Source organism: Deltaproteobacteria bacterium HGW-Deltaproteobacteria-6 (assembly GCA_002840435.1).
Lineage (GTDB): Bacteria > Desulfobacterota > Syntrophia > Syntrophales > Smithellaceae > UBA8904.
Genome location: PHAT01000004.1, coordinates 336,912 through 350,182 on the forward strand (window position 1 = coordinate 336,912; position 13,271 = coordinate 350,182).

The window sequence follows — 13,271 nt, forward strand, 5'->3', positions numbered from 1 at the left end:
CATCATGAACCGACCCGTTAAAATAGTGTTTCTGGACACCGTAACCGTGGGAAATGTGGATAATCTGGCGGAAATTTCAACGCTGGGAGATTACACAGGCTATGAACTGACCAAACCCGATTCGCGCATCGAGCGTATCAGCGGACATAACGCGGTCATTACCAATAAAGTTGTGATCGACCGCGATATAATGGATGCCTGCCCGGAACTCGAACTGATCTGTGTCGCCGCCACCGGCATGAATAATATCGATCTGGACTATGCCGTTAAAAAAGGAATTACGGTAAAAAATGTCGCGGGCTATTCCACCGAATCCGTCACGCAGTGCACTTTTGCCATGCTTTTCTATCTGCTCCACGCCAGCCGTTACTATGACGACTATGTAAAATCCGGTGGGTACGCGGCAAGCCCCGTCTTCACTCATCTGGATCGCGCATTCCGGGAGCTGAAAGACAAGCGCTTCGGCATCATCGGCATGGGAACCATCGGCAAACGCGTGGCGCAGGTGGCGGAAGCATTCGGAGCACGCGTTGCCTATTTTTCAACATCGGGGAAAAATCTGGAGGCAGCGGGTTATCCGCATCTGCCCCTCGATGAACTGCTTGGCTCGGCCGATGTGGTTTCGATTCATTGTCCGTTAAACGACCGGACAATGAATCTCCTGGATGAATCCCGGCTGAAACTGATGAAACCGACGGCGTATCTCATCAATATGGGACGGGGCGGTATTGTGAATGAAGCGGCGCTCGCCCGGATCATTGATGAAAACCGGATTGCCGGAGCCGCACTGGATGTGCTGGCTTCCGAACCCATCGCGGCGGACAGCCCGCTTCTGAAAGTCCGCCGGAAGGAAAGCCTATACATCACCCCGCACATTGCCTGGGCAAGCACCGAAGCGCGCCGGCTGCTCATCACCCGTACGGCGGAAAACATTAAAAACTATTTCAGTCGGCAGCAATGAATTCATCATCGCAGTCGATGGCAACCGGAAGAAACAGGCAGCGGTTGCCGTCCCTTTCTTCATGGGCTTTGCTGCTTCAGGTCATTCCTGGCGATTCTGGCAATGTGATCATCAATCGTTTTGAAAAAAAACTCGGCATATTGCTTATCCCCGCGAACCCCTATTTCAATCACAACTTTAGAGACATTTTTTTCAGTTCGCAGGACCTGGATCATTGCGGGATGATTGCCCAGGATTTCCAGAGAGTATTCTTTGGGGGACACCGGGTCGGGAATCCTTGTTTCGAGCTTCATCTCCTTGCACGATTGTTGAATCGCCAGATAGACCGTATCGGAATCAGCAGCATAATATTTTATGACCTTGCTGCCCTTCCATATTTCATACCCTCCATAGGCTGTGCCTGCGATTGGAACAAGCGGAGCGAAAACACAACCCGACATTGCGCTTACCGCGAGACATAGAGAAATGACAGCTAGAATCTTTTTCATTCTTCCCATTACCGGAGTTGCCAGGAACAACAGCAATGTCTTCCGCAAGGAGTAACATTTCCGTTATTCATCTTTACAGGTTCATCGATGCTGCGGGCCGGCAATCGCCGTACAACTAATCGCATCTGCCTTATTTCACAATCAGATCATTCTTTACGGATGCAACCCCGGCGACACTCCCCGCGATTTCGCCGGCTTTATCGGCAATCTGTTGAGAAGAAACAAAACCGCTCAGCTGCACGATGCCCTTCCGGGTTTCGACGCGGACCTCGAATGACTTGAGAAGGTCATCCTTGGCCAGCAAAGATTTGATCTTGGTCGTGATGACCGAATCATCAATGAAGTCTCCTGCGCTTTCCTGTTTGGGGGTTGATGCGCACGCTATGAAGGCGGCGATCATCAGAACAGCCAGGCAACGGATAAGGATACTTGTTCTTTTCATAACAGCAACTCCTCCTTGAAAATATTTATTATAAAATGGTTTATGACAAAACTTTTCTGCCGGAATTCAAACGCTTCGCGCATGGAGAGCCCGCCGACTTTTCAAACCTTCATTAAGGTGAGGCCCGAATCGTCAGATGACTTTACGCCCCTGAATCAGCCGGATCACCACCACGGCAATGGCGATAACCAGCAGGACATGAATGAATCCGCCCAGCGTATAGCCGCTGATAAATCCCAGCAACCACAATATCAGGAGAATGACAGCGATGCCCCAAATCATGTTCGGCTCCTTCTGACGACCAATCCGTCAATTGCCATCCGGTTGTAATCCAAAGTAAATTGCCGCCGATAATATGTTCCGCAGGGTGAAAACACCGCACCGGAGGCTTCAGTATTCACTGCCACAGACGTTCCGGTCTCATTGACCCACGGAATTATTTATAAATTATCAAGTTGAGCAGTCTGGTACAATGATAATAAACTGAGAGGAGAATGGCAGGTATTAACTTCAAATCGCCAAAACCAGCGGATGTGCCGCGAGCTTGCCCCGCAAAGCCGGCAGGCAAGGCGTGACCGCTGTTAATGAGCAGAATAAGGACATGGCTTGTTGTTTTTAACGTAAGCGCAATCTCTCTTGCAGGGCTCGATGTGCACCGTGACTTCACTTTCCGTGATGGCGGCGGCAATATCGCGCTTCAGCGCCGAAACAACATGATGGGCATTTTTAACGGAAAGATGCTCCGGCATGATCAGGTGAATGTCCACAAACTGTTTGCGGCCGGCCGATCTCGTGCGAATATTTTTAAAATCACAGTACCGGTCATAGTGGCAGGCGAGCGCCTTGATGACACCCATCTGACTTTCCTCCCCGATTGAAGCGTCCAGAAGCTTCACAAAGGCCTCTTTGAGAAGACGCACAGAAGGCACTGTGATCACCGCGCTCACCAGCAGAGTCGCAAAGGGATCGACATATCTGGCCAACATTGAGAAGCCGTAATGCTCAAAAATCATCACCAGGGCAAAAGCCCCTGTAATTGCCAGAGAAATAAACCCTTCCAGCCGGAAATGAATGCCTTCAGCCCTCAGGGCCGGCGAAGCGTGCTTTTCGCCAAGCTTCAGAATGAAGCGGGATCCCCAGAAGTTGATCAGCACCCCAAGCATACTGGTGGACAATCCGATCACCGGGGAATGAACGCCCTCGCCTGGCCTCACAAGGTTGAGAACAGCCTGAACGGACATGGCCAGCGCCAGACCGATTAAAACGATGCCTTCAATCGCTTCCGTCACATTTTCAATTTTGCCGTATCCGTAATTATGCAGAAGGTCGGCAGGTTTATTCGACATTTTTATCGCATAATAGAGAATGCCGGACACACACAGGGCGATAACCGATATGCCCAGATCGGCGGCAACGGCAAGAGAATTGACGATCAGCAAGGTGACGAGCTTGACGACAAAAAGAACAACATTACAGATGAGACTGACCTGAACAGCAACCATCATTCCATTATCGTTTTTCATACCGGCATCCCTACACTGATTTTCCAAATTAGACAAATGTAAATTGAGCGGATCAACCGCCTTTCTGCAATCCGTCGGAGCATGAACCGAACGTTTTCATATCGCGGCAGGCCGCGGCAATTAACGCTCGTCCCGCGTGAGCGGAATTAAATAAAATAATTACCGGAAAGCCCCGGGCGCAAGGGGCGGACGCATAAGTATGGCCAGCAAGGCGCAGCCGAAAATCAGCGCCGCCGTGACTCCAAAAGGCAGAGAATAACTGCCGGTTGCATCATAAAAATATCCGGCAAGCAGCGGACTTGCCGCGCTGGCCAGCGTTACGACAGGGGTGGTCCAGCCGACAATACGGGAAAAATGTTTGCGCCCGAAATAGGCGCCCATGGTCTGGGGCAGAAGCACAATCATCCCGCCGAATCCAATGCCGGTTAAAATCGAGTAGAGATAAACAAAAATAACGGTCCCGGCGTTCATCAACGACACAAGCCCCAGTCCCAGGCAGGCCATAAAGACGGCCGCCAGATACCGCCCTTTAAACCGCATCCCCAGCACACCGCTCAGGATCCTGCCCAATATGCTCATCCCCAGCATCAAACCCAGAGCCGTGGCGGACACCATCGGCGAATACTGCAAATCCTGCAGATAAGCAACCTGGTGGGTCGTCATCATATTGGTGGCAAACAAGAGCACGGAAAACAAAATCAGGAGAATCCAGAGCGCAGGCGCACGCAGGGCGTCACGGACACTCCAATCTTCTTTTGTCTGATAAACAGGGCTTGCTGCCGAAAGGAGCGACTGTTCCAACAGCTCTTGGGACGCATGCCCGTCCGGATATTGTCCTTCTTCTTCCGGTGTATTCCGAATGAGCAGACCGGCCAGAATAACCGCCAGAAGCATATGGAAGAAGGCCAGGCCAACCCACGTCCAGCGCCAGCCGAAGCCGCCCATCAGCAAACTGATGAGCGGGGGCAGAAAAAATCCCCCCGCACCACCTGAAGCAAACACAAGCCCCAGAGCCAGTGATCTTTTCCGGATGAACCAGTGATTAATTACGGTGGTTACAGACAAAAATTCCGCGGACGCCAGGGCAAGGCCCCCCATGACGCCGAAAAAAAGGTAAGCCTGCCAGATTTCACTGACTTGAGACATCCCCAGCAAACCCAGAACCGCGATGCTGTTTCCCCAAACAATATTTTTCCTGGCGCCGAACCTGGCAATGGTTGACCCGGCCACCGGCCCGAGCATCCCGCCGATGATGAGATAAAGGGTGTAAGGACCGGACAAAGCCGAACGGCTCCACCCAAATGTCTCACTCATGGACGGCAGAAATACCCCGAAAGCGTACGTAACATTGCCGCAAATTCCACCATAGGCCAGCATCACACCGGCAAGCGAAAGCCATCCTGAAAAATGTGTTTGTCGAAACCGGAATGGATTGTTCATGGAATCTGGGTCAATACCTTAGCTTTATTGGAACAAACTATAAGAAGAACCACGATTCCTGTCAATGAATAAACTCATATCATTGATATTATTTAATTTATTTTACATTTTCAAAGGCAGCGAAAAGCGCTACAATATATCACGTGCGGCGCCATTCCAACTTGTCATATCGACCAACGGTAGATATCTTAAAACTCTTCACAAAGCTCAAAACACGGATTTCCCGCTTTGCTTCGACCGGAGGTACGATCTTGAAAGGAAACACAATAAGAATGGGACCCTGCCCTGGAGACTGTGTCACAATTGCAGCAATTGTCATTCCGAATCCCGATGTGTCGGGATGAGGACTCTTAATGCATTGGATATATTGAAAATAAGATTTCTCGCTACGCTGCGAAAGGACATAAAAAGTAATTACGACACAGTATGCTGCCGGGAGTATGAACCCGAAGGGTGAAGAGTCCAATGACAGCAACAGAGCGCCGATTTGGACAGGCAGGCATCGTAAAATGGCATAGCATCAGGAAAGGCTAAAGATATGACGGGATCGGACATTCTGGTTGTTGTAGCGCATAGCGGTGTTGCCGTTCCGCCGGAAATTTCGCTGGAAGACCTGACCGGCGATTTTACCGCGCTTTTGAAAAACGTCGACTGGTATACTCAGTGGCTTTATGATTTCCGCGATATTCTCGGCAACCGGCAGCTGATATTTCCGTATTGCAGCATTCTGCTGGATGCCAACCGCGATCCCGCGGACATTGACGAATGCATTCCGGTCAGAGACGTCTTCGGCCGTCCGATCTACCGCAGTGCGTATGAACCGTCGGCATCCATGCGGGCGGCCTGGTCGGATAAGTATCTCAAACCCTTTCACCGGGGCATAGAAGAATGTATCTCCGCCGGCGCAGGCCTGATCTTTGACGGCCATTCCACGATCACCGCACGCGGCGTCGCCGGCAATCAAATCGATTTAATGAATTTTCAGCATACGGATCGCGATGAGAAACCGCTCTATTATTGCCCTGATATCTTCGTGGAAACTTACGCCGCCGAACTGCGCAAGCACCTGCCCGATGTGCTGATCACGGTAAACGCTTCGGAGTACGTCAAGGTACACGGCCACGTATGCGCCGCACATTCGGTCAACGCCATGAAAAGAATCGGCGCGCGCGCCCCGGCGTTTATTCAGGAAACCAACGAACACCTCTACAAAAATGAAGACGGCACACCCAATGTCGCACAAATCAACCGGCTGAGGCGCATATTTGCCGAATCGCTTACCCGGACCATCCAGTCGCTTCAGGAATCTCAGAAAGTCTCGATGATTGACCTGCATATCGGCAAACAGATTTATGATTACGACTGCGGCGTGCAGGCTCTCCAGACCGTGATGACCTATTACGGCGTGGAGGTCGACCGCGACGAACTGGTTTCGGCGCTGGGCACGACCGAGGAAAGCGGCACGCCTCCACAGGCCATGATCGCAGCCGCGCAAAGCTATGGCTTCGAGGTGAAATCCGGCACGCAATGGTCACTCAATCAGGTCAAGCAGTACGTCGACGCCGGAACGCCGGTAATTGTGCTCTTACAGGCCTGGGCGGAACAATACATGACCCTGGATGACTGGCGCCGCGGCTGGGATAACGGCCACTACGCGATTGTCATCGGACTCAACAAGGACGTCCTGCTGTTTGAAGATCCGGCAACGATACGCCGGACATGGCTGCGAGAGAGAGAATTTCTGGCGCGCTGGCACGACATGGATAAGGCCGGTGAAAAATATGAACACTTCGGCATGGTGCTGCTGGGAAAGCAACCCGCGAAGTTATCCCTGGAACATATGGATTGATCTGTCATTTCCGGAAGGATGACTTAATAATCTTCATCTGTAAAAAAAGCCGCAACCCGACAATGGGCTGCGGCTTTTTTGCATAGCAGCAGTCAAACAATCCTAATAAAGCGCCAGCAGCTGGTCTTTGTATTTCGTAAGGACGTTGGCTCTTTTAAGTTTCATGGTCTGGGTCAGCATGCCGTTGACGAGAGTGAAGTCTTCCGCAATAAAAAGAAACTTCTGCGGCACTTCATAACCGCCGAAGGACTTTCGCACATACTCTATAATGCTTTGGGTAAGATAGTTCTTTAAATCTTCGCTTTTAAGCGTCTCTTCCGGCGTGTCTTTGACCCACGCCTGGGTGGCGGGATCGGCTTTCAGTTCGGCAAAGTCCGGAACAATCACCGCCACATTGTAATCCCTCCCTTCGCCGTAGATCATGGCGTTGGCGACGGGGCGCATCAGCTTGATTTCATTTTCGATGCTTTCCGGATGCACATATTTGCCGTTGGCCAGCTTGTATTCGTCCTTGAAGCGGCCGGTGATGCGCAGGAAGCCTTCTTCGTCGAACCAGCCGCGGTCGCCGGTGCGGATGCCGGCAAAGCCGTTCCATTTATCCGGCAGCATGACCTCTTCGTTGAGCTTGGGTTTGTTGTAGTAACCCATCATGATCTGAGGCCCGTAAACGCAGATCTCGCCGTCGAGGCTGTCTTTCTCCACGCGGGATTTGTCGATGACGACGTGCGTATGCTGGATCGGCCTGCCTACGGTTCCCAATTTGTTCCCGAATTCGGTGCAGTTCATGGTAATGCCGCCCGAGGTTTCGGTCATGCCGTAGCAATCGTAGGTCGGCTGTCCGATATCATGGAAGAAAAGAGCGATTTCCGGCTTCAGAAGCGCGCTCGCGCTGACGATAAATTGGAGATTGCCGCCGAAAATGGCGCGGACCTTGGAAAAGACCAGGTCATCATAATCTTTGAACTCTTTTGTTTTCTCCGGCAGGTCCCTGTTTTTGGCCGCTACAGCGAGTGCCGCGTCGAAAAACTGTTTTTTGACGGGATCGGCATTCACACCCTGCATGATGGCATCGTAAATCCTGGTGATAATGCGCGGAACGCCGTTAATGGCCGTGGGCTTCGATTCCTGGACATTCTGCATGAATTTATCCAGCGATTCGATAAACGCGATTCCCCCTCCGCAGGACGTATAATTGTGCAGATCGCAGTTTTGTCCGTAAACATGCGCCCAGGGCAGAATCGAGATCACCTGCGAGGTTTCGTTGAGCTCAAACGTGTCGATGCTGGACCTTGCGGCCCAAGATGCATTGCCATGGGAGATCATCGCGCCTTTGGGATCGCCCGTTGTGCCGGATGTGAAGATGATATGCGCGAGGTCCGACCAGTGGGGCTTGATGGAAGGGGCCGGATTCTTCCTGCCCATTTCTTCCAGGGCGGAAAGACTGTTAACTCCTTCGCCGTAAACAACAAAGATTTCTTCGAGCGTGTTGATTTCCTGTTTGAACTCTTTGACTTTTTCGTAAACGCTCTCGTCGCGGACAAACAGGAACTTGATGGACGCGTCGGTAATGATGTATTTCCATACTTTCTGGAGTTCCTGCAGATACATGGGAACGAATACCCCGCCCAGCCCGTGGACGGCCTGCTCGCAGACAAACCATTCAACGCAGTTGTTGATGATGATGCCGGCTTTGTCGCCTTTGGCAAAACCAAGTTTGGCCAGAGCGCCGCGGAGGTTGTCCACCCGCTCGGCAATCTGCCTGCGCGAAATCCATTCATACTTTCCGGATTCCGGATTCTTGGTGCCCAGGAATCGGATGTCCGGAAACTTGGTTACACTTTCCTCGAATAAATCGACCAAGTTGTTCGGGTAATCATAAACGGTATTCGGATCCATATCATCTCCTTAAAATCTGACCAGCATCGCATCAATCCTGAACTGTCATTTCGACCCCCATAGCTGGGGGCAAGTCCGCAGGGAGAAATCTAAGATCTCTCAGTCGTTGAAGACCTCTTCGAAATGACAGAGACAGTGTGACTTAACACCAGAGGTGAATCTTCAGCCTTTTTTAAGACGGACATTTTTTTAAAAAGGCTACTTCTCAACTTGAACATTTTGAACCTTCCCCGGTCAGTTAATGCTTCAAGCTCTTGAAGACAGATTTATAATCGCTGAAAGAAAGACAGTCAATTTGATATGTTGTATTACAAATAATAATGATTTATAAATAAACCAGTAAGACAGTATTGACTGAAATAATGAAGTGGTACAAGCCGTCAGGATTTACTAGATAAAGCATAAATAATTTAAATTATGGAGGATATAAAAAATGAACCCCCGCGATAAGGCAATGGCAGCTATTTTGTCCGTATTCCCAACAGTGGAATGTCTTACATCATTCTATCAAAATAAAGATAATACACCGGCAGGTGATTCATTTATCGATTTTGCCGTCCGAAACGGTCTTATCTCTCCAGCGGATACTGAAAGTCTCGAGCAGTTCATCCGTGCCCATACGGACAATACATTCAAACTCCAGTTAGCCGGCGATATCAGTTTTGAAGACTTGTTAAATAAAAAGGAAGAAACGCTGAAGCTGAATCTATCGCTCAGGGCCCTGTGCAACCGGATCAATGCCCTGCTGACCACGCACCACATCAGGCTGCCGCAGGTGACCCATTCCATGCTCATGCGGCTGAAAAAAGAACCCCTGGATACGGACTACAAAATGAATGTGCTCCGGAGCATCGCTTTCTGGCTGGGCTATGAGCGGGCAGAACTTTCCCGGAAATGGAACTTTGAAACGCTGGTCTCGCTCTTTCCCGAAAGCGGCGCTCCTTCAAAATCCGACGACCACAACGAAGGCGTGCGCATCGGTTTTGCCCTGACCAGCCGCGGCGAAGTCATTGATCACGAAATCATCGGCTGGCTGAAAAAAAACATTAAAAGCTACATCACCGAGGCTATCGGCCACTTTCTTTACGGCAAATGGGGCAAAGTCAAGGCCTACGACATTACGACATTGTATATCGATTTCCCGAAGGAAAAGGAGGGCGGTAATCTGGTGCATTACATGGAATGCCTGAAGAGCGCGGTGGCGCTGGCGCACCAGATCGCCATCCGCTGGCCGCTTTCCAAGTATTACAGCAAAAACCGGTTTCTCTCCATCGCCATTACGGCGGGAGAATACGGGGTTCTGGACAATCACATGCTGTCTCTTTTGAACGCCGGCCTGCCGGATGACCCCATGATCCGCATCTCGGATTACGCGCGTCACGGTCTGCTCATCAACGACATCCACGTCATTCTTTGTCCGAAGCCTGCGGAAGCCAGATTATTCAACGGGGAATCTCTGCCGATCTGGTGGATCACATCGCTCTGGACGACTCATTATTTCGACTTTGTCTCCGAGCTGCTCCATGATGAGACGCTGCAAAATTCCCCCGCTTCGATTGAAAAACTGGACCGGCTGCTCTGGCCCATGGGAAGCGAAGACGCGGCTGCAGGCCATGCGGGCGACAACAATGCGATTGCCACTTTTTTCAAGTATCCGCATAATTCTCTGCTGGGTGTGGAGATTGCCAAGACGCTCTACTATCGCAAACGCTGTTCGGAAGCGGCGGAAATCCTGCGGATTGTTTTGTCCATCAACCCCAAGGACCTGGTGGCGCGGACGCTGCGGATGATGCTGCTTCGGAACATGGCGCTGGATACACCATCGCAGCGGTCGGCGGCTGCTGTTTTTCGCCAGGCCCTCCAGGAAGCGGACAACATCCGGGAGCATTGCGATTTCCACACGGAGGATTTCTACTGCGAATACGCCATCGTCTATCTGGCGCAGGCCATGTCCACCGTCCGGTACATGCGGACTCATCCGGAGGTCTGCACCGATATCCGGGAGTTTGAAAATCTTCAATGCGCCGTTTATCAGGGATTGGATCAGGCCAAACAGCTTTTTGAAAAAGGAATGTCCGTGTCTTCTTCCGGAACCCGCTCATCCTTCCTCTTGAAAATCGCCGCCGTGCTGAAAACGATGCTCACGGCCGACGCGGAGCTCTTTGTCAATCCGGACAAACCCATCACCGGCGGCGCCGATATTTTTCAACAGGAATCCATGGACGTGCAATGGCAGATCGGCTATCGCCGCAGTGAACTGCCCGTCCAGAAGCAGGATGAACTGGTCGTCAAGATCACCATTCAGAAAGGCACCATCTATAACGCAGCCATTGCCTTGTTCAGTTATCAGCCGACCACCCTGTTTTGCAATGCCGTGGCCCTGTGGGATTTTCTGCCGGTCCATACGGTTTTGACGGCAAAAATAGTCAGGGAAAGAATAACCCATGCCATCGACATGGCGAGGCGCGCCCTGGAAGCAAATGTCGGCATCTATGCCTTTAACCGAACCTACAGCGAAATGATTCCGGCGGATGTTTATATCGAGCACATGCAAAAGGCGCTGAAAATCATTGACGAGGAAGTCGGCGGAGATCTGAGCGGCCGCGAAGATTCGGAAATCATCACAGGCCCCGCGGATGGCAGGCCGGTGAAATTGTTTACGTTGAATTTTTGAGCGGGGTTTCGGATTTATAAAAGAAGAAGTGTCTGCCGTCAGACGGGAAAGGAATTGTTTAGGACAATTCATGCCTTTGTTATTGCAAGTCCCGACATCGGGGCGTAGCAATCTTTTCCACCGTCATTCCGGTCTTTTGACCTTCAGGTTACGGAGGCCGGAATCAAGGAACAGATTGAAATGTCAAGAATAGAGATTTGACCGTGTTTTCCATTTATTTTCATAGCACTTGCTCCTGAATATATTTATCGCGGCTAGATGCGGGCACTCAAGCGCGGCTGCTCGAATCAATTTACTTTCGATCTTCAACTTTAATCTCCATGACGATATGTCCCCAACCACCGCACTTTACGCCAACATCCGGGCAGCCAAACCGCTTGAATCTCATTTTATTGGGATCATCACCGGCATAAAGCAACTCAGCCACCGCAGGTAAAGCCAGAGCAATTGAGTGCAAAGCGAAAATGCAAACTCTGCTTGGACCCAGTTTTGCCAGAAGGCTGACACCGCGGCCATCAAAATAAAACTTGTCACCAACTTTATGTCCGCTGTCACAACCATGTGCTTCGATGACTTCCGCGATAATTGTTTTATTGAGCATAAGGGCCGTTTTGGACAAGGCATCCTCATTTCTGGGATCAGCTCGAAATATCTCCATCTCTTCATTATTATAATTCAGATGCTTCTGGACAGCTTTCCAAACATCCTCGTTCATCGCCTGGACCTCCTTTGACAGCTTATTTTTCAAAGAAATACTGATAATCCCGGAAACATTTACCATCGGTATGCATCATACAGCCAGTTACCCTGGGCGTCACTTCATATTTGATACCCAGCGTATCCAGCCATGTGTTGATCCTCAGCATGACACCGCATTCATAACGGTCGGCAACCCCCAGGGCTTTCATCCCTTCGTATGCAAAGCAGGAATCCCACTCTGCGTGCACTAAATTATGAAAAGGTGAGGTGTACTTATATTTCATAAATTTCCCGGTGGCGATTTCCATCGCCACGTCAAAGAAGTGTTTGAATTCATCAAACGTGTTAATCGGCGCCGCGCCCATCGCTTTGTGAATTCGTCTGATTTCTATTGCCGACATGTCGCGGATAGCAGCCTTGTTCAACTGATTGGTCTTTTCGATGCCGAATTCCTGCAGGCAGTGGTAAAACCACATGGCATCGTGGGTTATCCAGTTTTTACTCACAAGTTCCTTTATTTCATCTTTACTGAGCGAAAGGGCATTAACCGTCATCTCCTGGCCTCCTTTTATTATTCATTTCTTCAACGTCTGTATCCGGTCATTTCCAAAGTTCGTCCGTCATTTCTCCCACGTCAACGGGCTCGAAAGAATCAAAGGCAACATCCCGGACATGAGAGAAGGAACTCCATAACAGCTGATAGCCTTTCGTGCCTTTGGCCAAGGCAATCTTTTCCTGCCAGAGCGCCGTCTCATCAGGTGTTGCCTGGCGCAACTTACCTGCAATGCCTGAGAGCCTGACCGCCGGAGGTGTCGGGAATTTTCCGTTGATCAGTGCGTTGCCCCAGAATAACTTGTCGGCGTTTTGTGCCAGAATACAGACGCGGGGATTTAGAGTCAAATTGCGCGGCATTCTCACCGGATTTTCCTCAAAGTAAAAACCGGTTGAATCGTCCCGCAGGATTAATGCACCGATGGGCGTCACGTGAGGTGATCCGTCTTCATTGACGGTGGCCACCGCAAAATGCATGCAACTCTTAAACGCTTCTTCAAAGACAGCCTGGATGGTTTCCCAATGTTTGCCGATTTCCATAAAAATACCTCCATGAAAATAGTGTTTTAAGATGTGATTATTATCGAACCAAATCTTTTAATTAGAATGTTTATATTAGAACATAGATTCTATTAAAAAGAATGTCAAGAATATTTCTGCCTGACGCGCACATACCCGATTGGCTCATGCACGGCAGGGCGAATAATAGAAATACTATCAGACGGGTTGACGCACGCGTGTGAAACT

12 protein-coding genes are annotated in these 13,271 nt (G+C 50.4%); 3 read left to right on the top strand and 9 right to left on the bottom strand.

The features are described 5' to 3' along the window. Window positions 1-4 precede the first annotated feature (4 nt). On the top strand, window positions 5-961 hold the full coding sequence (locus CVU71_09885) for a hydroxyacid dehydrogenase (protein ID PKN19080.1): 957 nt from the start codon (window positions 5-7) through the stop codon (window positions 959-961). Window positions 962-1,020: 59 nt separating this feature from the next. Here CVU71_09885 and CVU71_09890 read toward each other — a convergent pair whose 3' ends face one another. The 5 genes from CVU71_09890 to CVU71_09910 form a co-directional block, all read right to left on the bottom strand. Next, window positions 1,021-1,497: a hypothetical protein gene (locus tag CVU71_09890; GenBank protein PKN19081.1), complete on the bottom strand. Its 477-nt coding sequence runs from the start codon at window positions 1,495-1,497 to the stop codon at window positions 1,021-1,023. Window positions 1,498-1,579: 82 nt separating this feature from the next. After that, window positions 1,580-1,891, bottom strand: a complete 312-nt coding sequence (locus tag CVU71_09895; GenBank protein PKN19082.1) for a transporter — start codon at window positions 1,889-1,891, stop codon at window positions 1,580-1,582. 581 nt (window positions 1,892-2,472) lie between these two features. Then, a complete protein-coding gene (locus tag CVU71_09900) occupies window positions 2,473-3,414 on the bottom strand; it encodes a hypothetical protein (GenBank protein ID PKN19083.1) in 942 nt (313 codons plus the stop codon). 159 nt (window positions 3,415-3,573) lie between these two features. Further along, window positions 3,574-4,854, bottom strand: coding sequence for a hypothetical protein (locus CVU71_09905; protein PKN19084.1), 1,281 nt, complete (start codon window positions 4,852-4,854; stop codon window positions 3,574-3,576). A 139-nt stretch (window positions 4,855-4,993) separates the two neighbouring features. Continuing rightward, window positions 4,994-5,173, bottom strand: coding sequence for a hypothetical protein (locus CVU71_09910; GenBank protein PKN19085.1), 180 nt, complete (start codon window positions 5,171-5,173; stop codon window positions 4,994-4,996). Window positions 5,174-5,392: 219 nt separating this feature from the next. Here CVU71_09910 and CVU71_09915 point away from each other — a divergent pair, with 219 nt between their 5' ends. After that, window positions 5,393-6,703, top strand: coding sequence for a hypothetical protein (locus CVU71_09915; protein PKN19086.1), 1,311 nt, complete (start codon window positions 5,393-5,395; stop codon window positions 6,701-6,703). 102 nt (window positions 6,704-6,805) lie between these two features. Here the strand turns inward: CVU71_09915 and CVU71_09920 are convergent, their stop codons facing one another. Continuing rightward, the gene (locus tag CVU71_09920) at window positions 6,806-8,599 is read right to left on the bottom strand and encodes a hypothetical protein (GenBank protein PKN19087.1); all 1,794 of its coding nucleotides are present in this window, start codon (window positions 8,597-8,599) and stop codon (window positions 6,806-6,808) included. Between the two features lie 433 nt (window positions 8,600-9,032). Here CVU71_09920 and CVU71_09925 point away from each other — a divergent pair, with 433 nt between their 5' ends. After that, window positions 9,033-11,273, top strand: a complete 2,241-nt coding sequence (locus CVU71_09925; GenBank protein ID PKN19088.1) for a hypothetical protein — start codon at window positions 9,033-9,035, stop codon at window positions 11,271-11,273. A gap of 292 nt (window positions 11,274-11,565) precedes the next feature. Here CVU71_09925 and CVU71_09930 read toward each other — a convergent pair whose 3' ends face one another. The 3 genes from CVU71_09930 to CVU71_09940 are packed head-to-tail and all read right to left on the bottom strand — an operon-like array spanning window position 11,566 to window position 13,064. Beyond that, window positions 11,566-12,054, bottom strand: coding sequence for a hypothetical protein (locus tag CVU71_09930; protein ID PKN19089.1), 489 nt, complete (start codon window positions 12,052-12,054; stop codon window positions 11,566-11,568). After that, entirely contained in the window at window positions 12,011-12,526 is a 516-nt protein-coding gene (locus CVU71_09935; GenBank protein ID PKN19090.1) for a hypothetical protein, read from the bottom strand. The genes CVU71_09930 and CVU71_09935 overlap by 44 nt, the downstream gene beginning before the upstream one ends. A gap of 46 nt (window positions 12,527-12,572) precedes the next feature. Then, complete coding sequence (locus CVU71_09940) at window positions 12,573-13,064, bottom strand: pyridoxamine 5'-phosphate oxidase (GenBank protein ID PKN19091.1); 492 nt, start codon at window positions 13,062-13,064, stop codon at window positions 12,573-12,575. Window positions 13,065-13,271 lie beyond the last annotated feature (207 nt).

What these genes read in the sequence shown, in the direction of transcription:
- CVU71_09885 (PKN19080.1), top strand. Translation starts at nt 5, where the DNA reads ATGAACCGACCCGTTAAAATAGTGTTTCTGGACACCGTAACCGTGGGA.
- CVU71_09895 (PKN19082.1), bottom strand. Translation starts at nt 1,891, where the DNA reads ATGAAAAGAACAAGTATCCTTATCCGTTGCCTGGCTGTTCTGATGATC.
- CVU71_09900 (PKN19083.1), bottom strand. Translation starts at nt 3,414, where the DNA reads ATGAAAAACGATAATGGAATGATGGTTGCTGTTCAGGTCAGTCTCATC.
- CVU71_09905 (PKN19084.1), bottom strand. Translation starts at nt 4,854, where the DNA reads ATGAACAATCCATTCCGGTTTCGACAAACACATTTTTCAGGATGGCTT.
- CVU71_09910 (PKN19085.1), bottom strand. Translation starts at nt 5,173, where the DNA reads ATGACAATTGCTGCAATTGTGACACAGTCTCCAGGGCAGGGTCCCATT.
- CVU71_09915 (PKN19086.1), top strand. Translation starts at nt 5,393, where the DNA reads ATGACGGGATCGGACATTCTGGTTGTTGTAGCGCATAGCGGTGTTGCC.
- CVU71_09920 (PKN19087.1), bottom strand. Translation starts at nt 8,599, where the DNA reads ATGGATCCGAATACCGTTTATGATTACCCGAACAACTTGGTCGATTTA.
- CVU71_09925 (PKN19088.1), top strand. Translation starts at nt 9,033, where the DNA reads ATGAACCCCCGCGATAAGGCAATGGCAGCTATTTTGTCCGTATTCCCA.
- CVU71_09930 (PKN19089.1), bottom strand. Translation starts at nt 12,054, where the DNA reads ATGGTAAATGTTTCCGGGATTATCAGTATTTCTTTGAAAAATAAGCTG.
- CVU71_09935 (PKN19090.1), bottom strand. Translation starts at nt 12,526, where the DNA reads ATGACGGTTAATGCCCTTTCGCTCAGTAAAGATGAAATAAAGGAACTT.
- CVU71_09940 (PKN19091.1), bottom strand. Translation starts at nt 13,064, where the DNA reads ATGGAAATCGGCAAACATTGGGAAACCATCCAGGCTGTCTTTGAAGAA.